General features: G+C 63.9%; 19 protein-coding genes. 14 read left to right on the top strand and 5 right to left on the bottom strand.

The features are described 5' to 3' along the window. The first annotated feature begins 73 nt into the window (after positions 1-73). Both C501_RS0106665 and C501_RS0106660 read left to right on the top strand, forming a co-directional pair. Complete coding sequence (locus C501_RS0106665; protein WP_018134852.1) at positions 74-1,366, top strand: MFS transporter; 1,293 nt, start codon at positions 74-76, stop codon at positions 1,364-1,366. Positions 1,367-1,610: 244 nt separating this feature from the next. Further along, entirely contained in the window at positions 1,611-3,089 is a 1,479-nt protein-coding gene (locus C501_RS0106660) for an FAD-dependent oxidoreductase (protein ID WP_245532430.1), read from the top strand. 63 nt (positions 3,090-3,152) lie between these two features. Here C501_RS0106660 and C501_RS0106655 read toward each other — a convergent pair whose 3' ends face one another. Beyond that, entirely contained in the window at positions 3,153-4,616 is a 1,464-nt protein-coding gene (locus C501_RS0106655) for a PucR family transcriptional regulator (protein ID WP_018134850.1), read from the bottom strand. A gap of 148 nt (positions 4,617-4,764) precedes the next feature. Here C501_RS0106655 and C501_RS0106650 point away from each other — a divergent pair, with 148 nt between their 5' ends. Beyond that, entirely contained in the window at positions 4,765-6,213 is a 1,449-nt protein-coding gene (locus C501_RS0106650; RefSeq protein WP_018134849.1) for a gamma-aminobutyraldehyde dehydrogenase, read from the top strand. A 29-nt stretch (positions 6,214-6,242) separates the two neighbouring features. Next, on the top strand, positions 6,243-7,601 hold the full coding sequence (gene gabT, locus C501_RS0106645) for a 4-aminobutyrate--2-oxoglutarate transaminase (protein WP_018134848.1): 1,359 nt from the start codon (positions 6,243-6,245) through the stop codon (positions 7,599-7,601). 35 nt (positions 7,602-7,636) lie between these two features. Here the strand turns inward: gabT and rarD are convergent, their stop codons facing one another. Continuing rightward, positions 7,637-8,596, bottom strand: coding sequence for an EamA family transporter RarD (gene rarD / locus C501_RS0106640; RefSeq protein ID WP_018134847.1), 960 nt, complete (start codon positions 8,594-8,596; stop codon positions 7,637-7,639). 333 nt (positions 8,597-8,929) lie between these two features. Between rarD and C501_RS0106635 the strand changes: the two genes are divergently transcribed. The 3 genes from C501_RS0106635 (at position 8,930) to C501_RS0106625 (ending at position 12,364) form a co-directional block, all read left to right on the top strand. After that, a complete protein-coding gene (locus tag C501_RS0106635) occupies positions 8,930-9,493 on the top strand; it encodes a hypothetical protein (protein ID WP_156807669.1) in 564 nt (187 codons plus the stop codon). Between the two features lie 180 nt (positions 9,494-9,673). Then, positions 9,674-11,167, top strand: coding sequence for an APC family permease (locus C501_RS0106630; protein WP_018134845.1), 1,494 nt, complete (start codon positions 9,674-9,676; stop codon positions 11,165-11,167). Further along, the gene (locus C501_RS0106625; protein ID WP_018134844.1) at positions 11,168-12,364 is read left to right on the top strand and encodes a serine hydrolase domain-containing protein; all 1,197 of its coding nucleotides are present in this window, start codon (positions 11,168-11,170) and stop codon (positions 12,362-12,364) included. It abuts the gene before it with no gap. 91 nt (positions 12,365-12,455) lie between these two features. Here C501_RS0106625 and C501_RS0106620 read toward each other — a convergent pair whose 3' ends face one another. Continuing rightward, a complete protein-coding gene (locus C501_RS0106620) occupies positions 12,456-13,982 on the bottom strand; it encodes a catalase (RefSeq protein ID WP_018134843.1) in 1,527 nt (508 codons plus the stop codon). Further along, positions 13,979-14,521, bottom strand: a complete 543-nt coding sequence (locus tag C501_RS0106615) for a Fur family transcriptional regulator (protein WP_018134842.1) — start codon at positions 14,519-14,521, stop codon at positions 13,979-13,981. Before C501_RS0106615 ends, C501_RS0106620 begins: the two co-directional genes overlap by 4 nt. Before the next feature lie 117 nt (positions 14,522-14,638). On the opposite strand from C501_RS0106615, the gene C501_RS0106610 reads away from it, so the two are divergent. The 3 genes from C501_RS0106610 (at position 14,639) to C501_RS0106600 (ending at position 17,004) form a co-directional block, all read left to right on the top strand. Then, the gene (locus C501_RS0106610) at positions 14,639-15,328 is read left to right on the top strand and encodes a histidine phosphatase family protein (protein ID WP_018134841.1); all 690 of its coding nucleotides are present in this window, start codon (positions 14,639-14,641) and stop codon (positions 15,326-15,328) included. Positions 15,329-15,479: 151 nt separating this feature from the next. Continuing rightward, the gene (gene htpX / locus C501_RS0106605; protein ID WP_018134840.1) at positions 15,480-16,373 is read left to right on the top strand and encodes a zinc metalloprotease HtpX; all 894 of its coding nucleotides are present in this window, start codon (positions 15,480-15,482) and stop codon (positions 16,371-16,373) included. A gap of 76 nt (positions 16,374-16,449) precedes the next feature. Further along, on the top strand, positions 16,450-17,004 hold the full coding sequence (locus C501_RS0106600; RefSeq protein ID WP_018134839.1) for a dihydrofolate reductase family protein: 555 nt from the start codon (positions 16,450-16,452) through the stop codon (positions 17,002-17,004). 23 nt (positions 17,005-17,027) lie between these two features. Here C501_RS0106600 and C501_RS0106595 read toward each other — a convergent pair whose 3' ends face one another. Further along, the gene (locus tag C501_RS0106595) at positions 17,028-17,516 is read right to left on the bottom strand and encodes a YajQ family cyclic di-GMP-binding protein (protein WP_018134838.1); all 489 of its coding nucleotides are present in this window, start codon (positions 17,514-17,516) and stop codon (positions 17,028-17,030) included. Positions 17,517-17,643: 127 nt separating this feature from the next. On the opposite strand from C501_RS0106595, the gene C501_RS0106590 reads away from it, so the two are divergent. From C501_RS0106590 to C501_RS0106575, 4 genes are all read left to right on the top strand, one after another. After that, on the top strand, positions 17,644-18,366 hold the full coding sequence (locus tag C501_RS0106590; protein WP_018134837.1) for an alpha/beta fold hydrolase: 723 nt from the start codon (positions 17,644-17,646) through the stop codon (positions 18,364-18,366). Positions 18,367-18,402: 36 nt separating this feature from the next. Continuing rightward, entirely contained in the window at positions 18,403-19,125 is a 723-nt protein-coding gene (locus C501_RS0106585) for a FadR/GntR family transcriptional regulator (protein ID WP_018134836.1), read from the top strand. A 114-nt stretch (positions 19,126-19,239) separates the two neighbouring features. After that, positions 19,240-20,712 carry a four-carbon acid sugar kinase family protein gene (locus C501_RS0106580; protein WP_043568456.1) on the top strand — a complete coding sequence of 491 codons (1,473 nt, stop codon included), beginning with the start codon at positions 19,240-19,242 and terminating at the stop codon, positions 20,710-20,712. Positions 20,713-20,785: 73 nt separating this feature from the next. Further along, positions 20,786-21,736 (top strand): NAD(P)-dependent oxidoreductase, encoded by a 951-nt coding sequence (locus C501_RS0106575; RefSeq protein ID WP_018134834.1) that lies wholly within the window; start codon positions 20,786-20,788, stop codon positions 21,734-21,736. Positions 21,737-21,757: the final 21 nt, after the last annotated feature.

Genomic DNA, 21,757 nt, shown 5'->3' with positions numbered 1-21,757 from the left:
GCCCGGCCGGAGTCCGGCATAATAGACCGTCAGCATCGTCCGGCACCGGGCGCACCTTCGGCAAGGCAGGTCCATGAAGCGCAGGCGCGCCACTCTGACCGGGGTAGCCCTCGGCAACGGCATCGAATTCTACGACTGGGCGATCTACGCCACGACGGCCCCGTTCTTCGCCAGCCAGGTCTTCCGCAGCGGGCACCCGGTGGCGGATATCCTCGGCGTGCTGGCGGTCTTCGCCGTAGGATTCTTCGCCAGGCCGTTCGGCGGCCTGCTCTTCGGCTGGATCGCGGACCGCCGGGGCCGGCGCACCGCGATGACCGCTTCCATCGGCTTGGCGTCACTGGGCAGCCTCATGATCGCGCTGACCCCGACCTTCGCCGCAGCGGGGATCCTGGCTCCCGTGCTGCTACTCATCGCCCGGGTTTTCCAGGGCCTGGCGCACGGCGGCGAGATGCCCGCGGCCCAGACCTACCTGGCGGAGTACGCCCCCCGGCGCCGACGCGGTCTGTACTCGAGCCTGATCTACATCTCGGTGACCTCGGGTGTGCTCGCCGGCACTATCCTGGGTGCCGTGCTCAGCAGCTCGCTGCCCGCCACCGCGATGGACGAATGGGGTTGGCGGATACCTTTTGCGGTGGGTGCGGCGCTGGGTTTGGTGACCCTCTTCATCCGCCGGTATATGGCGGAGACGGAGACCTTCACGCAGGCTCAGGCGGCTCAGACGGATCGGTCCGCTGAGCCGGCCCGGCAGCGGCTCTGGCCGCAGATCTTGCAGCATCGCCGGCGGGCTCTTCAGGTCGTGGGCATGGTCAGCGGCCTCACGGTCTCCTACTATGTCTGGGCGGTGAGCGCCCCGGCGTACGCGGTCTCTCTCGGCATGGATCGAGGTGCGGCGCTGTGGGCCAGTGTGATCGGGAACCTGGTGTTCATGGCTGCGCTGCCGCTCTGGGGTGCGCTTTCGGACCGGATCGGGCGCAAGCCGGTGATGCTCGCGGGCAGTCTGGGCGTGCTGGTCATGATTTTCCCGATGAACTCGCTGCTGGGACCCCAGCCCTGGACGCTCGCAGTGGGCATGTCCGCGGTGCTGGTGTTCATGGCGGCCAATAGCTCGATCATGCCGACGGTCATGGCGGAGCTCTTCCCCACCGGGATCCGAACTATCGGGGTGGCGGTGCCGTACTCCATCGCCATTGCACTTTTCGGCGGTACGGCGCCGTACCTGCAGACCTGGCTCACTGAGCTGAGCGGCAGCGCCGCGTTGTTCTCCGGCTACGCCATCGTGCTGACCCTGGTCTCCATCGTGACCGTGCTGACCCTGCCGGAGACCCGAGCCAAGGAGCTCAACGACTCCCGGCCCACCCGTTTCTGATGCCTTCCGTGACTTTTGATGCCGTCCGTAGGCCATCAAAAGTCACGGAAGGCATCAGAAACGGGTGGGCGTGGACGATGGTGACCTTGCGCACAGCCCGCCGGGGCGAGAATGACGCGGTTGCTATGATTGAGGGTGGCTTCGGGCCCTAAGAGCGCATGATGACTGCCAGGTGAAGAGCCGTCATCATGCGGGCCGAGTCGGACACCGCTGCGTTCCCCGAGCGCAGAACGAAGGAGAAGCTTTGACTAGTCCCGTCAGCAATTCAGGCGTGGCCCGTGGCAGCGTTGAGCGGCCTCTGCGCGTCGCCGTGATCGGCTCCGGCCCGGCCGGGGTGTACGCCGCCGATATCCTGACCAAATCGGAACAGGTCAAGAGCGGCGAGCTGAAGGTGAGCATCGATCTCTTCGATCGTTACCCGGCGCCCTTCGGGCTCATCCGTTACGGAGTGGCCCCGGACCACCCGCGGATCAAGGGCATCATCCAGGCGCTGCACAAAGTGATGGATCGTGGCGATATCCGCTTCTTCGGCAATGTGAACTACGGGGCGGATCTGAGCCTGGAAGAACTCCGCGAGCACTACGATGCGGTCATCTTCGCAACCGGTGCTATCGACGATGCGGCGCTGAACATTCCCGGCATCGACCTGGCTGGTTCCTACGGCGGTGCAGACTTCGTCTCCTGGTACGACGGTCACCCCGATGTCTCCCGGGACTGGACGCTCGACGCGAAGGAAGTCGCGGTGCTGGGCAATGGCAATGTCGCCTTGGACGTCGCCCGGGTGCTGTCCAAGCACGCTGACGATCTGCTGGTGACGGAGATCCCGGAGAACGTCTACCAGGCGCTCAAGGCGTCCCCCGTGACCGATGTGCACGTCTTCGGCCGCCGCGGCCCGGCGCAGGTGAAATTCACCCCGCTGGAACTGCGCGAGCTCTCGCATTCCCGCGATGTGGACATCGTGCTCTACCCGGAGGACTTCGAGTTCGATGAAGCCTCTGACGAAGCGATCAAGACCAATAACCAGGTCAAGACCATGGTCAATACGTTGACCAACTGGCTCGTGGAGCAGCCGGAGGAATCCACCGCCTCGCGCCGGCTGCATTTGCACTTCCTGCATAACCCCGTGGAGATCCAGGGCGAGGACGGCCGGGTGACGGGCATCAAATTCGAGCGCACCGAGTTGGATGGCACGGGTAACGCCCGGGGCACGGGGGAGTTCACGGAATACCCGGTGCAGGCGGTGTACCGAGCGATCGGTTACTTCGGCTCGGCGCTGCCCGGTATCGAATTCGATGCCCAGCGTGGGGTGGTGGCGAATGCCGGCGGACGCGTGCTCGGCGTCGACGGAGCGCATGTGCCGGGTGTCTACGCGACGGGCTGGATCAAGCGCGGGCCGGTAGGGCTCATCGGGCACACCAAGGGCGACGCACTGGAGACGGTGACGTACTTGCTGGAAGACGTGGCTGAGCTGCCGGAGGCCGCGAGGCCCGCTGAAGCGAGCATCCTGGAACTCCTCGATGGCAAAGGCGTGGAGTACACCACCTGGGAAGGCTGGCACGCGCTCGATGCTTATGAGAAGAACCTCGGCGAGGTCTTCGACGCGGCCGGCCTGGGCCTGGAGCTCAGCAGAGAGCGCGTCAAAGTAGTACCCCGGGAAGAGATGATCCGCATCTCCCGCCAGATCCAAGAGCAGGTTCAGAGCCAAACCCAAAGCCGGGTCTGAGTTCAGCTGGCCGGGACCACGCCGCCTTCTTCGACGGTCACCGGGTGCCCGGCCTCTGCTTTGTCACCGCAGCTTCCGCACCGAAAGCGCGAGCCAGAGCTGCACTCGGTCGGCCGTCAGGGCGGGGTCGTAGCCGGTGAGTTCGGTGATCTGACCGAGTCGGTAGCGGACGGTGTTCCGGTGCAGGGAAAGCTCTGCGGCCACTGCGGCCAGCGAGCCGTTGAGCTGCAAGTAGGCCTCGAGCGTGGTCAGTAGCTCTGCGCCATGAGCGGCATCGAAATCCCGGAGCGGCTTCAGCGTTTCGGCCGCCATGTCCGTCATCGGCACGTCTTCGCTCGCCAGGAGCAGCGAGGTCAGCGAAAGTCGCTCCGGCTCATTGACCTCAAGCCCCCGGCCGGCGGCGTCCCGTGCTTCGAAGTAGCTCCAGCGCAGTCCGCTGGGTTGTGCATAAGCCCCGCCGATCCCCACTGGGCCGGAGATCCCCGCGTCGCGCAGATAAGCGGAGAGTGTTTTCGCCAGGCGCACGGGATCCCCTGCCGAGGCGGGGGCGATGACCAGGAACTCCTGGCCGAGCAGCGCGGTGATAGCGGTGTCGAATTCGGTGGGCAAAGCAATGCCGCTGAGCAGGCCGGCCCGCCGCTCCGGCAGGGAAAGCAGCAGCACGATGTGCTTGGCGTTCTGGTCCACACCGATGCCATGCAGCCGGGCTGCGATATCGGCAGCAGGCAGCGTCCCGCGGAGCAGATCTTCGATGACCTGGCCCGAGGCGGCCCGGGCATCCTGCCGCCGCCGCCACTGATTGGCGAGTTCCACGCTGATGAGGTTCTTCGCATAATCGACGATGCTCAGATCTGCTGCGAGGACGGGCCGACGCAACCAGAGGGTGCAGGCATCCCGCTGGCCGGTAGGTACTGGAATGGGCAGCCAGGCTTCGTCATCAGGGGTGCCGCCCGGCTGTTCCGGCAGCTCGGCCAGGGAAGGGTAGAGGCGTTTCCGGAACTGCTCCAGCACGACCTCTGTGCCGATCATTTTCCGCAGCGCGCTCAGCAGCTGGGCCAGCCCCCCGCCTTCGCCTCCGGTGGCCAGTAGCGATTGGGCCAGGGCTTGATGGCTGTTGAGCAGCCGCTGCATCTCGGCGAGATGATCGGCATTACGGGAATCCGTAACGAGCTTGCCGATGGCGAGAAAAGGGGTCCGGTAGGGCACTTCGAAAATCGGGATGCTCCAGCGATTCGCCTCGACGATCAATGCCGCCGGAACGCTCTCATGACCCAGGCCGATGCCGAAGCCGAGCCCCACCGCGCCGGCGCGCTTGATCTGGCGGACGAAACTGCGCTGGGCGTCCGCGGTGCTCAGCCTGGCCCCCGTGGTCAGGACCAGCTCGCCGCCGCTCAGGAAGGGTCTCGGATTCGCTACTTCGGTGACGGCAACCCACTCGATCGGCGTGGTCAGAGTGCTCAGGGCAGAGCCGATGCTGCGCAAGCCCAGGCCGGGATCATCCAGTAACTGGCTGAGATTGAGGGTCACGCAACTCACTATGACATGAAATCGATGGTCAAACGCACTACGTGTTGCCTTATGGGTAGTGCATTTCGCTATTTCAACGCAGATGTCTGGCCGCGTATGCTCGCGACGAGAACCACAAGACCATCGCTCGTTACGGAATGAGGCTCACTTGGCTAACTCGACTGTACCCACGCTGCAGAATTTCATCAACGGCGAGTTCGTCGGGGTCAGTGGCGGCTCCGGGACCGTGCTCGATATCGTCAACCCCGCTACCGAAGAGGTCATCGCGCAGGCTCCGGTTTCGGGGCAGCAGGACATCGACGCGGCAATGGCCGCCGCGCAGAGCGCTTCTGCCAGTTGGAAGCGCACCACTCCGGCGCAGCGGCAGCTGATGCTGCTCAAGCTGGCCGATGCCATGGAAGCCCGCAGCGACGAGCTGGTCGAGGCGCAGCACCGCAATACCGGCCAGGTGCGCCAGATCATCGCCGATGAAGAGGTCGCCGTCGGCGCCGACCAGATCCGGTTCTTCGCCGGTGCCGCCCGGATCATGGAGGGCAAGAGCGCGGGGGAGTACATGGAGGGCTTCACCTCGTACATCCGCCGCGAACCGGTGGGCGTCGTCGCCCAGGTGACGCCGTGGAATTACCCGTTGCTCATGGCGATCTGGAAGATCGGCCCGGCGCTGGCAGCAGGCAACACCATCGTGCTCAAGCCCTCGGACACCACCCCGGAGAGCACTCTGGTGCTCGCCGAGATCATCAAGGACATCTTCCCGGCGGGAGTCTTCAACGTCCTGCTGGGCGACGCCGGTACGGGCTCCGCGATGGTGGAGCACCCGGTCCCCACGATGGTCTCGATCACCGGTTCGGTCCGCGCGGGTAAAGCTGTGGCCACTGGCGCGGCGCAGGATCTCAAACGCGCCCATTTGGAGCTGGGCGGAAAAGCTCCCGCCCTGGTCTTCGCTGATGCGGATCTGCCGAAGACCGCTCAGGCGCTGGCGGAGTTCGCGTTCTTCAATGCGGGGCAGGACTGCACCGCGGTGACGCGGGTGCTGGTCCAGGAACCTGTGCGGGAAGAGTTCCTCGGCCTGTTGAAAGAAGCTGCGGAATCGCTGCACACCGGAAGCCAGGACGACAGCCAGAACTACTACGGCCCGCTCAACAACATCAACCACTTCAACGCGGTGACCGCTGCTGTGGAGGGGCTGCCCGCGCACGCCCGGATCGTCACCGGCGGCCAGCGGGCGGGGGAGAAGGGATTCTTCTTCGCCCCGACGGTGGTGACCGATGTGAAACAGGGTGATGACATCGTGCAGAAGGAGACCTTCGGCCCGGTGATCACGGTGCAGGGCTTCGACACCGAAGAGCAGGCGCTGGAGCTCGCCAACGATGTCGATTACGCCTTGGCCTCCTCGGTCTGGACCGCCGATCACGGCACGGCGATGCGGGTCTCCAGGGATCTGGACTTCGGTGCGGTGTGGATCAACACCCACATCACGCTCACCGCGGAGATGCCCCACGGCGGTTTCAAGCAATCGGGTTACGGCAAGGACCTTTCGCTCTACGGTGTGGAGGACTACACCCGCATCAAGCATGTGATGAGCGCCCTCGACGCCTGATACCCCCCCTGCAAGCTGGAGAGAGAACGATGACAGAGATTCAGTACCGGTTGCCGCAGCAGCGGCGGGTCGGCGAGTTCCCCGGGCCGAACTCCCGCGCTTTGGCCGAACGGCGGGCTGACGTGGTGGCGAGCGGCGCGGCGTCCGGGGTTCCGGTCTACGCCGCCGACGCAGATGGCGGCGTGATCGTGGATGTCGACGGCAACTCGTTCATCGACCTCGGCTCCGGCATCGCGGTGACCTCAGTGGGGGCATCCCACCCGGCGGTCGCCTCAGCGGTGGCCGAGCAGGCCGCGCGATTCACCCACACCTGCTTCATGGTCACCCCGTACGAAGGCTATGTGGAACTGGCCGAAGAGCTGGCCCGGGTGACTCCCGGCGACCACGAGAAGCGCTCGGTGCTCTTTAACTCCGGTGCTGAAGCGGTGGAGAATGCCGTCAAGATCGCCAGGCACGCCACGGGACGGAAAGCGATCGTCGTCTTCGATCACGCTTATCACGGCCGGACCAACCTGACCATGGCGCTGACCGCGAAGGCCATGCCGTATAAAACTGGCTTCGGCCCCTTCGCCCCGGAGGTCTACCGAGTTCCGATGAGCTACCCCTACCGGGAAGAGGCGGAGATCAAGGGCGAGGATGCGGCCCAGCGCGCGATCACCATGATCGACAAGCAGATCGGCGCAGATCAGGTCGCGGCGATCCTGATCGAACCGATCCAGGGCGAGGGCGGGTTCATCGTGCCCGCGGAGGGCTTTCTGCCCGCGCTCGCGGACTGGGCCAAGGAGAAAGGCATCGCCTTCATCGCCGATGAAGTCCAGTCCGGCTTCTGCCGCACCGGTGCCTGGTTCGCGAGCGAGCACGAAGGCCTCGTCCCGGATATCGTGACGATGGCCAAGGGCATCGCCGGCGGCCTGCCGATCTCTGCGGTGACGGGCCGGGCCGAACTGCTGGACGCGGTGCACCCCGGAGGCCTGGGCGGCACCTATGGCGGCAACCCGATCGCTTGCGCTGCCGCACTGGCAGCCATCGGCGTCATGCGCGAAGCGGATCTCAGTAGCCGTGCCCAGCAGATCGAGGGCATTGTGCTGCCGCGTCTGCGGGCTGTCGATGAAGCACTGGGCGAGCAGAGCGTCATCGGGGACATCCGGGGCCGGGGTGCCATGCTGGCCTTCGAGCTGGTTCAGCCGGGTACCGCGCGGACCACGAAGGAACCGAACCCCCAGGCGGCCAAGGCGATTGCCGCGGCGTGCCTGGAAGCGGGGGTAGTGATCCTCACGAGCGGCACCTACGGGAATGTGATCCGGCTGCTGCCGCCCTTGGTGATCAGCGATGGACTGCTCGCCGTCGCCCTGGACGTGCTGGAGAGCGCGGTTCAGGCCCAGGTCTGAAGAGATATTTCAGCGCTGAGAGGGTCGGTGCGGCATCACGGTTCGGTCTGCTCGGCCTGCTGAGGCATCTGCTCGGCTCGCCGTAGAACCCTGTTGCGCCGCATCGAAGCCAGCAGGTCGACGGTCAGCACGATGAGCGCCAGCCAGACGATGCCGAAGCCGATCCAGCGCTCCAGGCCCATCTGTTCTTTCAGGATCAGCACGGCGACGAGGAACTGCAGCACCGGTGAGAAGTACTGCAGCAGACCGATACTGACCAGGGGCAGCCGCCTGGCAGCCGCCCCGAAGAGCAGCAGAGGTATCGCGGTCACCAGGCCGGAAGAAGCCATCCACCAGAAGTGAGCAGTGCCCTGGGACGTCAGCGTCGCCGTGCCGGATTGCGCCAGGAGCAGCATGAGGACCGCTGCGATGGGGGCCAGTACTGCGGTCTCCACACTGAGCGAGGTGATCGCCGTGGTGCGCGAGCCCAGCCGGTTCTTGGTGAAACCGTAGAAGCCGAAGGTCAGCGCCAGCACCAGAGCGATCCAGGGCAGCCTGCCGTAGGCGACGGTCAGCTGGATGACCGCCACGAAGCCGATGCCGAGTGCCACCCACTGCAGCGGGCGTAGCCGTTCTTTCAGGATCAGCACACCCAGTAGCACGGAGATCAGCGGGTTGATGAAATATCCCAGGGCGGCTTCTGTCGCCTGACCACTGGTGACGCCGTAGGTGTAGGTCAGCCAGTTGCCGACGATCAGCAGCGCGGCCAGGGAGAGCGCGGCCAGGGTGCGGGGGCTGTGCAGTGCGGCCAGCAGTGCTCCCCAGCTCCTGGTGACGCTGAGTAAGAGCATGCAGAAAAGCAGCGACCAGAGCACTCGGTTCGCGACGATCTCCACCGGGCTGGCTGGCAAGAGCAGGACGAAGTAGAGGGGTAGTAGCCCCCATAACCCGTAGGCGCCGAGGCCTAAGGTGACTCCTTTGCCGAGCGGCGGGGAGTCCTGCCGGAGATCAGTCATACACAGTATCTAATCAGCGGCGCTCGCTGAGCACTACCGACTTTTTACTGGTAGATCTCGGCGGCGTTCAGTACAGGCTTCGGAGAAACTTTATGTAAATTCATCGTCATAGTTTCTTTGTTGCCTAAACCACATAGCGAGAGGCCAGTATTTTTGCTACTGTACTCGCCAGTAGCTGGCTAGTGATGCTGCTGGACATATCCTTATTTTAAAAATGATCGGTACTTTATTAGCCATGCAATTTCAGTGCCGTGTCTATTGAAAGGTGTTCGAGTGGGGGATTCCATCGAAAGAAGAACAGTTGTCAAGGGTGCAGCCTGGTCTGCGCCTGCAATGGCGATCGCTTATGCGGCGCCACTAGCAGCATCCAGTATTGTTGACCCGCCGTGCCCCACCTGTCTCCGGCCGGCGGTTCTGGCCGGTGGTGCGTGGACCGCACCCGGCATTACGGTGAGCCGTAATGCCGGCACAGTCCGGCTGACGAACGTCTTTGGCATTGACGCCACGGGCTGCAACCTGAGCCTCTTCGAGCCGGCGTTTACTTACACGGTCACGCAAGCTCAGCTAGTCATGTCTAATAACCGCACCTACACATCGACCTCAGGCCTCGGGGCCGGCACGGGTGCTCTGGGTGCCGCAGGGGTCTTCCCTGGCATTTTCACCTTCAACAACGTGAATCTCCCCAATGCCGGCACCGTGTGGGGTGGCAATGTTACATATACGGCAGCTGTTCCCCGGCAGCTTTCAGTTACCGTGAATGTTGCTTTCAGGAGCATCACCGGGCGCGTCGTCACCTGCCCCTACACCTTCAGCTGGAACCTCCAGGGTTCCGGTACGGGCCGAGTGATCAGCGGCACCGGTGTGGTGAACTTCGTCGGTACCGCCCGCGCTGCATAAGCAGATACCACCTACTGCTTTACTAGGCGATACATAGAGCAAGAAACAGCAGGGGGTGTATCTCACAATGTGAGATACACCCCCTACTGTGCACTTGCTGAGCGACGGAATAGCCTAGGGTGTGGGAGGACTAGCGCCCTGAGGTGCTCTGGAGTGATCGAGAGAGCAAGGTAGAAGAGCATGCCGAATATCATGCGGATTAAATCGGTGGAACGATCCATTGCGGATTCCGGCGAACCCGGGCGCACCCTCAAGCGCTCCCTCAGCACCTGGGATCTCATGATCATGGGCGTTGCCGTTGCGGTCGGCGCAGGCATCTTCTCCGTCGGTGCGAAAGCCGCCGCGTTCAACGCCGGCCCCGCCGTCACTATCTCCTTCATCCTGGCGGCGATCACCTGCGCGGCCGCCATCATGTGCTATGCCGAGTTCGCCACGGCGATGCCGGTGACCGGAAGCGCCTATGTCTTCACCTACGCCACGATGGGCGAGGTGCTCGCCTGGGTAGTGGGCTGGAATCTGATCCTGGAAATGCTCATGGCCGCCGCCGTGATCGCGAAATACTGGGGCGTTTACCTAGCGGACTTCTTCCAGGCCGTCGGGGTGCCGCTACCGGCTGAATTCCAAATCTTCGGTGTTGACCTGTACTGGGGCCCGCTGCTCGTGGTCGCCGCGTTCACGGTGCTGCTCGTCCTCGGGACGAAGCTCTCCGCCAGGGTCAACAATGTGGTGACGGTGATCAAGATCGGCATCGTGCTCTTCGTGATCGTCGTCGGCTTCTTCTTCGTCAAGGCGCAGAACTACACTCCTTTCGTGCCCCCTGCGCAGACCCCGCCGGAAAGCAGCGCGGGAGCCCTGGAGCAGCCCTTCCTCTCTTTCCTCTTCGGCATGGAGCCGCAGATGTACGGAGTGGGCGGAGTGATCGCCGGGGCCGCTCTGGTGTTCTTCGCTTTCATCGGCTTCGATGTCGTGGCGACGAGCGCCGAGGAGGTCAAGAACCCCAGCCGCACCCTGCCGCGAGGCATCTTCGCAGGTCTCGCCGTGGTCACTGCACTGTACATTCTGGTGACGCTCGCGGTGACCGGGATGGTCTCTTATCAGGATCTCGCCAACACCGAGACTCCTTCCCTGGCCTCGGCTTTCCAGATCGTCGGTGCGGACTGGGCCGTGATCGTCATCTCCCTCGGCTCGCTCATCGGCCTGACCACGGTGATCATGGTGCTCCTGATGGGCCTGGCCCGGGTCTCGATGGCCATGAGCCGGGACGGCCTGCTGCCGCGCACGCTCTCCCGCACCTCGGAAAAACGGGCCACTCCCGCCCGGGTGCAGATCATCTGCGGTGCCGTAGTGGCGTTCCTCGCCGGGTTCACACCCGTGGATCTGCTCTCCGAGATGATCAACATCGGCACACTGACAGCCTTCGTGATGGTCAGTGTCGGGGTTCTCGTCCTGCGCCGGCGCCGGCCGGACATCAAGCCCTCCTTCCGGGTTCCTTTCGGCCCGGTGATCCCCGTGGCCTCCGCACTGCTGTGCCTCTATCTCATGTTCAACCTGGCCACGCAGACCTGGATCTTCTTCGGCATCTGGATGGTCCTCGGGATGGTGATCTACTTCGCCTACGGGATGCGCAAATCTCGGCTCGCTCAGGAAGAACCAAAGAAAGAGAAAGCAGCTTAGATGGCCGATAAGAAAGCGCCCCGGGGTGCTGCCAATCAGGGCTTCGTCGCCGATGGTTTCGAACCTCTGGCCGAGGCCTTCGAATCCCTGCAGCAAGACGGCCTCGACGATGGCGCATCCCTGGCCGTCTACCGGGAAGGGCGAGCAGTTCTAGACCTCTGGGGCGGTGTCGACCCGGACGACGGAACACCGTGGCAGCAGAACTCGGTGACTGTCGGTTTCTCCACCACGAAGGCCGCCGCGACGATCTGCCTGCTCCGGCTCGTCGAACGCGGGCTCGTCGACCTGGACGCCCCCGTGGCCCGGTACTGGCCGGAGTTCGCCGCTGCGGGCAAATCCGAGATCACCGTCTCCCAGGTGCTCCGGCATCTGAGCGCGCTGCCCTATCTTGAGGGGCCGTTCGAAGAATTCCTCGAACCCGGTGCTGCCGAAGCCAGGCTCGCGGCGCAGGCTCCGAGTTACCCGCCGAACACGAGCTTCATCTACCATCCGGTCACCTTCGGGACGATGGTCGGCGAGATCGTCCGCAGGGTCAGCGGGCAGAGTATCGGGGATTTCTTCGCCGCCGAGGTCGCCGGCCCGCTCGGCTTGGAGTTCTGGCTCGGGTTCCCGGAGCAGGAGGATCACCGATTCCTGCCCAGCACTTACCGGGATACGCCTGATTTCCCGGAGATCCCGGATTCGGCCTGGGCTCAGCTTCCCGCCGATACCGTGGCCGAACTGCGCTCGATGCATATGGAACCGTTGCCGCCGTCGAGCGCGGAGGCCGATTTCAACCAGCGAGCATTCCGGGCGGCCCAGCTCGCCGGCGCCAGCGGGGTGACGAACGGGCGCGCTCTGGCCAGGATGTTCGCCGCGCTGCTGACCGAAGTCAACGGCATGCGCCTGCTCTCGGCCGAGACCGTCGCCCAGGCCGGCAGCCTGCAGACCGCCGGAGTGCATGCGCCGCTCTTGCCGGATGGCAACGCGCAGCCCGATCCGCGCTGGGGGTTCGGCTTCCACTTGGACAGCCCCGGCCAGCCGATGCTGGGCGAAGGGTCCTTCGGTCACGCCGGAATGGGCGGCAGGCTCGGGTTCGCCCATCCGGAGAGCGGCATCACCTTCGGCTATGTCAGTCAGCGTATGAACCTGGATCTGAGCCCGGAGCCGGACGAGCGAATGGCCAGGCTCATCGAAGGTTTGCGCGGCAGCCTCTGACCCTCTCGTGAAATTGATGAGGGCCGTGACTTTCGATAGCCGCCGTACGGCATCAAAAGTCACGGCCCTCATCAAAAACCGTTGAGAACGCCTACTGTGCGCCGTCCTCCGGGCCGGTCAGGCCGCCCTGAGCGACAGCACCGTCTGCGGAACCGGCATCGCCGGCACCCAGGTTGGCGCGCAGCTTCTCGCCGAGATCACCATCGACGTTCGTCCAGTACTGGATCGCGCGCTCCTTGATATCGGCATCCTGCACTCCGCCGACAGCGCCGGTGATGGTCTCCAGGAACCGGGCCTTCGCGGCATCGTCGAACACCTCGCGGTACAGGGTGCCTGCCTGGCCGAAGTCGCTGTCATCACGGTGCAGTTTAGCCGCGGTCAGTGTCAGCTCGCCATCGTTCTCCCAGCCGCCAGGCTGGAAGAGCGCCTCGTCGGCGACTGCCCCACCCTTGGAGTTTGGCGAGTAGTTCGGCACCGAGGGGGCATTGAACTTGTACCGTGCGGCACCGTTTTGGCTGTAGTTGTGCACCTCAGCCTTGGCGGAGTTCACCGGAATCTGCGCGTGGTTGGTGCCCACCCGGTAACGGTGCGCATCGGCGTAGGAGAAGATGCGGGCCTGCAGCATCTTGTCCGGAGAAGCCGCGATGCCCGGCACGAAGTTCGAGGGCGCGAAGGCGGCCTGCTCGATCTCCGCGAAGTAGTTCTCCGGGTTCTTGTTGAGTGTCATGGTGCCCACCGGAATCAGCGGGTAGTCGCTCTTGGGCCAGACCTTGGTCAAATCGAAGGGATTGAATCGGTAGGTCTTGGCATCCTCGTAGGGCATGACCTGGACGGACAGGTTCCAGGACGGGAAGTCGCCCTTCTCGATGGCCTCGTAGAGATCGCGGATATGGTGATCGCCATCCGAGCCGGCCAACTCTGCGGCCTCCTCATTGGAGATGTTCTCGACGCCCTGGTTGGAGTGGAAGTGGTACTTCACCCAGAAGCGCTCGCCGTCGGCATTGATCCACTGGTAGGTGTGCGAGCCGTAGCCCTGCATCTTTCGCCAGGAGGCCGGCAGCCCGCGATCGCCCATGAGCCAGGTGACCTGGTGCGCGGACTCGGGGGAGAGCGTCCAGAAATCCCACTGCATATCGGCATCGCGCAGGTTGGAGCCCGGAAGGCGCTTCTGCGAGTGGATGAAGTCCGGGAACTTAATGCCGTCGCGAATGAAGAACACCGGGGTGTTATTGCCGACGAGGTCGTAGTTGCCCTCGGTGGTGTAGAACTTGATGGCGAAGCCGCGCGGGTCGCGCCAGGTGTCGGGCGAACCGGACTCGCCGGCTACCGAGGAGAAGCGGATCAGCATCTCGGTCTCGGCACCCGGCTGGAAGAGCGCTGCTTTGGTGTACTGGGAGACGTTGCCGGTGGTCACGAAGGTGCCGAAAGCGCCGCCGCCCTTGGCGTGCACGACGCGCTCCGGGACGCGCTCGCGGTTGAACTGGGCGAGCTTCTCGACCAGGTAGTGATCGGTCAGCGCCGCGACGCCGTCAGGGCCTACCGTCTGCGAATGCGCATTGGAGACTACCGGTGCTCCAGACTGCGTCGTCGCCTGTGGAGGCGTGGTGTTGCCAGTCATGATTCTCCTTCGGTTGTGGTTCTTTGAGGTTCTGAATGTGAGGTATTGAGCGGGGGTTCAGGGGCGTCGAGATGAGCGGCGTCGGAAGCGCTGAGGCAGGCGGCGCAGGTTCCGTGGAAGGTGATATCGGCCTGGTAGATGGACATCGTGGACCCGGATGGCTGCAGGCACGGAGCGTGCCCCACCGCGCAGTCGATATCTTCGATCTGGCCACAGACCGTGCAGATCGCATGATGGTGGTTATCGCCCACCCTGGTTTCATAGCGGGCAGGGCCGGCGCTGAGATCGATCTTGCGCAGCAGGCCGAGGGCGGTGAGGTCGGAGAGCACCGTGTACACGCTTTGCAGCGTGAGTTCCGGGAGCTCGGCCCGGGCGGTGGACCAGATGCGCTCTGCGTCCTGATGCGGGGCTGAATGGGCGGCGGTCAGTACACCAAGTCTCTGCTTGGTCACCCGCCGGCCGTGGGAACGCAGGGTGGCAGCCCAGGCCGGGGCGTCTGCGCTGGTTTCTTCCGCGCTAGTCTCCCGGATCACGCTCATGACTTCAGTCAAACACTTATTTTGAGTGATTCGTAATAAGGAGAGCCTAAGTTCTTCCTGGTGATGTGCTGAGCGGCCGGTGATGTCTGAGACGCCTGAGATGACAGAATGAGATTCATGCGCTTGTTACTGATCCGTCACGGCCAGACCGCTTCGAATATTCGCAGACTCCTGGACACCGCCCCTCCCGGCCCAGGCCTGACCGAGCTCGGCGAGGCGCAGGCGGCAGCACTCGTCGATGCACTGGATCAGCGGCAGATAGACGCCCTCTACGTCTCCACGGCGCTGCGGACTCAGCAGACCGCGCAGCCCCTCGCCGAGGCCCGCGGCCTAGTGGCCCAGCCCCGGGCGGGCGTGTGCGAGATCTCTGCGGGAGAGCTCGAGATGTCCGGCGAGAAAACGGACATCATGCGCTATGTGGAGGCGGTGACCGCCTGGATGCGCGGAGATCTGGACTACCGCATGCCGGGCGCGGAAACCGGTGAAGAGGTCCTCACGCGGTTCGAAGAAGTCCTCGCCGAAGCCCGGGATTCCGGGTACCAGGACGTCGTGATCGTCAGCCACGGCGGGATGATCCGCACCTGGGCAGGCATCCGGGCGAATAACATCGACCCTGCCCAGCCCATGGATTACGATCTGAGCAACACCGGCATGGTGCTGCTCCAAGACGATTCCGGCGATGCACAGCGGCCGTGGCGCATCCTGGAGTGGACCAACGGGCCGGCCGGGGGTGCTGAGTTGGCTGATGACCATCATGACGGGCCGGATCTGGAGAACTGGGAGAAAGGCGAAGAAGTCTCCGGCTAGATCCGACCGAAGATCGGAGGCGGCACAGGCGCGCAGTTCGGCGTCAGGGAACGCCGGCGGGCTGCCACGCGTTATCTATGATGGTTCTCGACACTTCTCAATACATGAGATATCTGAATATCTGAGCGAGAGAACCTGAGGGGATGGAACCGTGAACCGGCATTACAACGGGTTGAAGACCGCGGCGCTCTTTGGAGTGCTCTGGGCGATTCTGCTGGGCATCGGGGCACTGATCGCCAGCAGTACGCGCAGCCTTGCCCCGATCGTGATCTTCGCGCTCATCGGCGTCGGCACCACCGCGTACGGCTACTGGAACAGCGACAAAATGGCGATCCGTGCCATGAAGGCTTATCCGGTGACCGAAGAACAAGCACCTGAGCTGTACCAGATCGTCCGAGAGCTGGCGACTCGGGCCAATCAGCCCATGCCCCGGCTGTATCTTTCACCATCGCCTTCGCCCAATGCGTTCGCCACGGGCCGCAATCCCCAGAACGCCGCAGTCTGCTGCACCCACGGGATCATGCAGATCCTCAACCGACAGGAACTGCGCGGCGTGCTGGGGCACGAGCTGATGCATGTCTACAACCGGGACATCCTGATCTCCTCGGTAGCGGCCGCGGTGGCCGGTGTGATCACCTCAGTAGCGCAGATGATGCTGTTCTTCGGCGGAGGGAACAACCGGAACGGCAACCCGCTCGCGATGATCGCGATGGCCCTTCTGGCCCCCATGGCTGCCGCGCTCATCCAGTTCTTGATCAGCCGTACGCGCGAATACGATGCGGATGAGGACGGCGCGAAGCTCACCGGTGATCCGCTGGCGCTGGCCTCGGCGCTGCGCAAACTCCAGTCCGGAGTGCAGGCGCTGCCGATGCCCCAGGACCAGCGCGTCGTCAACGCCAGCCATATGATGATCGCGAACCCCTTCCGCATGATGATCGCGAACCCCTTCCGCGGTGGGGGGATGAAGAATCTCTTCTCGACCCACCCGCCGATGGACCAGCGGATCTCCCGGCTGGAGAATATGGCTGGCCGACCGTTGCAGTAAGCCGTTGCAGTGTTGCAGTAACGAGTAAAACGAGTAAGAAGTCTGGAAGCAGCCTCAAAGAGAGCCGGGGATATCCGTGGGAAAGATCAAAGTACACGAGTTCATCACGCTCGATGGGGTAGTGGAGACGCCTTCTTGGACGGCACCCTACGGCTTCACCGAGCGGATGGGCGAAGCCGTCGGAGCGCTCATGTCGTCCAGCTCGGCGCTGCTGCTGGGTCGGAACACCTATGAGATGTTCGCTTCTGCCTGGCCCGGGCGCACTGCGGCGGAGGATCCCGGGGCTCCGTTCATGAATGATTCGACGAAGTACGTCGTCGGCACGGCAGCCCTGGAACGCGAATGGGAGAATACCACCGCGCTGGGTGCCTATACGGTGGAGGGGATCCGTGAACTCAAAGGGCAGGCAGCCGGCGATCTGTACGTCAGCGGCAGCGTGACCCTGGTCCGCGCCATGCTCAGCGACAAGCTGGTCGATGAACTGCACCTGCTGGTGTACCCGGTGGTGCTGGGTTCCGGTCTGCGGCTCTGGCCTGATAGCCAGGACGGTCAGCAGCTCGATCTGGAGCTGTTGTCCTCGGAATCCTTCGAGAACGGCGTGATTCACCTGGTGTACGGCCCGAAAGCCTGAGCTGAAACGTTAGAGCTTTCCGATCAGCGGTAGTTGACGAACTGCAGATTGGCGTCCTCGAAGTCCTTGAGCAGCGCGATCACATCCTGCAGATCGTCACGGGACTTCGAACTGACGCGCAGTTCGTCGCCCTGGATCTGGGCTTTGACCGATTTCGGCCCTTCATCCCGGATCAGTTTGGTGATCTTCTTCGCGGTCTCCTGGGCGATACCCTCTTTGATCGAGGCTTCCAGGCGGTATTCCTTACCGGATGAGTAAGGCTCACCTGCGTCGAGGGACTTCAGTGAGATGCCCCGTTTGATCAGTTTGGACTGGAAGACATCCAGCACGGCCAGGACGCGCTCTTCGGAGTTAGCTTTCATCAGGATCTTCTCGCCGCTGAAATCTACCTCCGCGCCGACGCCTTTGAAGTCATAGCGCTGAGCGAGTTCCTTCTGCGCCTGGTTGAGAGCGTTCGAGACCTCTTGCGTGTCTACTTTGCTCACGACATCGAAGGTCGAATCGCTGGCCATGCTGCCTCCTTGTGCTCGCCCCTTGCGGGCATCGGCGTGCGTATCTCGTCATCTAGCCTAGCTCACCGGGCCCGTGCTGACGTTGTGCCGGCGTTGTATTGTCGGTGCCTTGCGGTTGACTGAGGGCATGGACATCGTGATGGTTCCCGGGTTCTGGCTCCGGGGCGAGAGCTGGGCAGAATGCGCGCAGGCAGTGCAAAGCGCGGGGCACACCGTGCATTGTGTCGACCTGCCGGGTCGCGGGCCCGGTGATGATGCTGCCGGGGTGCGCCTGCAGGACCAGATCGACGCGGTGGTGAACCTGGTCGATGCGCTACCGGGATCTGCGGTGCTCATAGGCCATAGTGGCGGCGGCCCGGTGATTTACGGGGCCGCCGATGCCCGGCCTGGCCGGATCGCGCGGCTCATCTACGTCGATACCGTGCCGTTGCACGAGGGCGGCCAGATCAATCCGGATCTGCCGGTGCGCAACGGAGTGATTCGGCTGCCTGAGTGGGATGAGTTCGATACCGGCGACCTCCGGGATCTCACCCCGGAGCTGAAGGAACGGTTCCGTGCCGCAGCGGTGCCGGAACCCGCTAGTGCTGCTAATGATCACGTGCGTCTTCAGGATGAGCGCCGTTTCGGCATCCCGGCAACGGTGATCTGTTGTGCGTTCAGCGCGGCGGAGGTGCAGGCGATGATCACCGAGCCGCAGCACCCTTGGCACGGCATGACCGAAGAACTCGCGCGGGCGCAGGAATATGAACTGATCGATCTGCCGACCGGCCACTGGCCGCAGTTCACCAAGCCCGCCGAGCTGGGTGGACTATTGCTCCGTATCGTCGAGGCCGGCGAGCGGACGGCGTGACGTCGGTGAGCAGTACGGGTGGATTACGATGGGCGTATGCCCAAGGCCACACTCGTCGATACGGTAGTGGATCAGCTTCTGGAACGTATCATCGACGGCCGCTACCAGCCGGGGGAGGCGCTCGAATCGGAAGCCGTCATCGGTGAATCTTTCGACGTCAGCCGGTTGACTGTGCGGGAAGCGCTCAAAGCGCTGCGCGCGATGAACGTCGTGGAAGCCAGGCGCGGCTCCGGAACGTATGTGAGGCCCGCTGCGGAATGGACCTCATTGCAGGCCGTGATGCAGCTGACCACCAAGCGCCCCGCGCAAGGCATCAATCCGTCTGTGCAGTTGCTCGAGGTGCGCCGCATGATCGAAGTGGGAGCTGCGGAGCTCGCCGCGGAGCGGGCCGATGAGGACGTCCTGAAAGGACTGTCCGACTGCCTGGAGCAGATGCGGTCGGCGTCCGGAGCCGGCGATGTCGAGGCCTTCACCGCAGCTGATATCCAATTTCACGACATCATCCTGCAGGCCTCGGGAAACGTCATCGTGCTGGTGCTCTTCGAACCCCTGCATCGACTGCTGCAGGAGAAGCGCCGGGAGACCTCTGCGGTGCCGGAGATCCAGCGGCACGCCATCGAACATCACCGTGCGCTGCTGGCGGCTTTACGGGACCGGGACCCTTTGGCTGCTCGTGTGGCGATGCTCGCGCATATGGATCAGACCCTGCAGGACCTCAAGCATTATGTGCTCCGGGAACGGACGATCAACGGGCAGTAAGGTCCGGTAACGCGTAGTCGTTGATATCCGGGAACACTTTTCATAAGATATCTGATATCAGACTTATTTGGCTGAGTCGGGTTGACTGAAGCCGGCTTTATCGAGGAGTGCAGAGTGGCACGACGAGCAGAATTGCTCAACGGGATTCCCGAAATCCGGCAGACCCCCGCCAGTACGGTCTCCGAGGCATTCGGCCCCGGATCGCACCGGCTGATCGTCCTTGACGATGATCCCACCGGGGCTCAGGCGGTGGCCCAGCTTCCGGTACTGACCAGATGGCAGATCCCCGATTTCCAGTGGGCCTTCGCGCAGGGCGGCAGCGCGATCTACGTGCTCACCAACACCCGGAGCCTCGACCCCGCGGAGACTGAGCGAATCAACCGGGAGATCGTCACGAACGCGTTAGCCGCTGCGGCGCAGGACGAGGCTCCGAAGAAGAAAGAGCTGTCTTTCCTCTCCCGTGGCGACTCCACACTCCGCGGCCACTTCCCCCTCGAGACGGACACTATCGCAGAGGTGCTCAGCCAGCACGGGCAGGTCACCGATGCGGTGATTCTGGCGCCGGCTTTTCCCGCCGCCGGCCGGGTCACGATCAAGGGGGTGCATTACTTCGCCCAAGTCGATGAGCTCACGCCGATCGCGCAGACCGAATTCGCGCAAGATGCCACCTTCGGATTCAGCTCCTCCGCACTGACTGATTACGTCGAGGAGAAAACCGACGGCAGAATCCCCGCCTCCGCGGTAACCATCATCGATGTGCACACGATCCGCAGTGAGGGTGCGCAGGCTGTCGCGGCGATTCTCAAACAGAGCAGCAACGGTCAGGTCGTAGTGATCGACGCACTCGAGGACGCAGATTTATCCACGGCGGCTCTTGGCATCCACCAGGCGCACAGGCGCGGTAAGCGCTTTCTGTACCGAACCGGCCCCACCTTCGTCCGCAGCCTGATCGGGCAGGCCCCGCCGGAACCGCTGAGCGCAGCGGATGCGGCGGGGCTGGCCAATGACCGGAGCGTTCGCGGCGGACTGATCGCGGTGGGCTCGCATACCGCCCTGACCACGGCGCAGCTGGACCGGCTGCGGACTGCCGCGCCTGCTCTGCAGGTCGCTACGGTCGAGCTGGAACTGGAACGGATCCTCGACGTCGCGGGCGCCGAGTACGAAGCGTACCTGGCCGGCTTAGCGCGGGAAGCGGCCGGGTGGCTCGGGCAGGGCAACGTGATCATCAGCACCAGCCGATTGGTGCGTCGGGGAGCCAGCCCGGAGGACAGCCTGCGGATCGCCCGCGAGGTCTCCGCCGCGATGGTCCGCCTGGTCGCCGGAATCCTGGAGCTGGTGAAACCCCGGTTCATCATCGCCAAGGGCGGTATCACCTCATCAGATATCGCTACCAGAGCGTTGGCCATGCATCACGGCTGGGTGCATGGCCCGGTATTACCCGGCACGATCTCCCTCTGGGAGCCGCGCGACGGTATCGGCAGTGAGATCCCGTATATCGTCTTCCCCGGCAACGTCGGTGATGCGCAAGCGCTGGCCACGGTGACTGAGAAGCTCTCGTCGAGTCCGGAGCCCGGGGCGGGCTCATGATCGCGCAGTGCCCCGAGCAGAACAACAGGGGAGAACAGCAGGGAAAGCAGACAGTAGAAGCGAGGAGCGCGAAATGAACACCAACCCCACCGTCGCGGTGCTGGGACTAGGAACCATGGGCCTGCCGATGGCCGCACGGCTCGCGGAGACCTTCCCCATCCGCGGTTACGATATCGTCGCTGAGCGCCGCGACCTCGCAGCCGCAGACGGCGTGCAACCAGTGACCACAGCAGAGGGTGCGGTCACCGGCGCTGATCTCGTCTTCCTCGTGGTGCGCGACGCTCTTCAGCTGGAGCAGGTGCTCTTCGGCTCCGAACTTGTTGATGCACCGACTGACCTCTCCGCTCCGATCGAGGGCATTCTGGCCGCGCTCGCCCCCGGCGCGGTGGTCGTGCTATGCGCAACGGTAGGGGTTGCCCCGGTGCGGGACGTCGCCGCACGGCTGGCAGCGCACCAGATCGGCCTTGTGGATGCTCCGCTCTCCGGCGGGCCGGTGAGGGCCCGTAGCGGTGATCTCCTGATCGTGGTCGGCGCTGCGCCGGCTGTCCTGGCGAAAGCCGCCCCAGCGCTGGACCTGCTGGCATCGACCCTGAGCATCGTGGGCGAACGGGCCGGGGATGGCCAGGCACTCAAAACAGTCAATCAGCTGCTCTGCGGTATCCATATCGCTGCGGCCGCGGAAGCGCTCTCGCTCGCCTCGGCGATGGGGCTCGATCCGGAGCGGACGCTCGAGGCCCTGCAGCAAGGCGCCGCCGCTTCCTTCATGCTCGGGAACCGGGGCCCGCGGATGCTTCAGGTGCTGAACCAGGAGCAGCCGGAAGTGCTCAGCCGCCTGGATATCTTCGTCAAGGACATGGGGATTGTGGAGGACGCAGCCCGTCAACTCGGCGTGGCCACACCGCTCGCTGCCACCGCCGAGCAGCAGTATCTGATGGGCAGGTCTTCCGGGCTGGGGGCCGATGACGATTCAGCGCTGATCCGTCTCATCGCACCTGTTATCGGACCCGGCGGAACTGCTTCCTGACGTTTTCTTTTTCTTTCTACC

Source organism: Acaricomes phytoseiuli DSM 14247 (assembly GCF_000376245.1).
In the GTDB taxonomy this organism is placed as follows: Bacteria; Actinomycetota; Actinomycetes; order Actinomycetales; family Micrococcaceae; genus Renibacterium; species Renibacterium phytoseiuli.
Note: the sequence above shows the minus strand (reverse complement) of the source record. Positions and strands in the feature narration are given on the sequence as shown.

Coding starts and splice junctions, on each gene's coding strand:
- C501_RS0106625 (WP_018134844.1), top strand. CDS start 11,168: ATGGCCGATAAGAAAGCGCCCCGGGGTGCTGCCAATCAGGGCTTCGTC.
- C501_RS0106595 (WP_018134838.1), bottom strand. CDS start 17,516: ATGGCCAGCGATTCGACCTTCGATGTCGTGAGCAAAGTAGACACGCAA.
- C501_RS0106620 (WP_018134843.1), bottom strand. CDS start 13,982: ATGACTGGCAACACCACGCCTCCACAGGCGACGACGCAGTCTGGAGCA.
- gabT (WP_018134848.1), top strand. CDS start 6,243: ATGACAGAGATTCAGTACCGGTTGCCGCAGCAGCGGCGGGTCGGCGAG.
- C501_RS0106585 (WP_018134836.1), top strand. CDS start 18,403: ATGCCCAAGGCCACACTCGTCGATACGGTAGTGGATCAGCTTCTGGAA.
- rarD (WP_018134847.1), bottom strand. CDS start 8,596: ATGACTGATCTCCGGCAGGACTCCCCGCCGCTCGGCAAAGGAGTCACC.
- C501_RS0106610 (WP_018134841.1), top strand. CDS start 14,639: ATGCGCTTGTTACTGATCCGTCACGGCCAGACCGCTTCGAATATTCGC.
- C501_RS0106635 (WP_156807669.1), top strand. CDS start 8,930: ATGGCGATCGCTTATGCGGCGCCACTAGCAGCATCCAGTATTGTTGAC.
- C501_RS0106630 (WP_018134845.1), top strand. CDS start 9,674: ATGCCGAATATCATGCGGATTAAATCGGTGGAACGATCCATTGCGGAT.
- C501_RS0106575 (WP_018134834.1), top strand. CDS start 20,786: ATGAACACCAACCCCACCGTCGCGGTGCTGGGACTAGGAACCATGGGC.
- C501_RS0106590 (WP_018134837.1), top strand. CDS start 17,644: ATGGACATCGTGATGGTTCCCGGGTTCTGGCTCCGGGGCGAGAGCTGG.
- C501_RS0106615 (WP_018134842.1), bottom strand. CDS start 14,521: ATGAGCGTGATCCGGGAGACTAGCGCGGAAGAAACCAGCGCAGACGCC.
- C501_RS0106665 (WP_018134852.1), top strand. CDS start 74: ATGAAGCGCAGGCGCGCCACTCTGACCGGGGTAGCCCTCGGCAACGGC.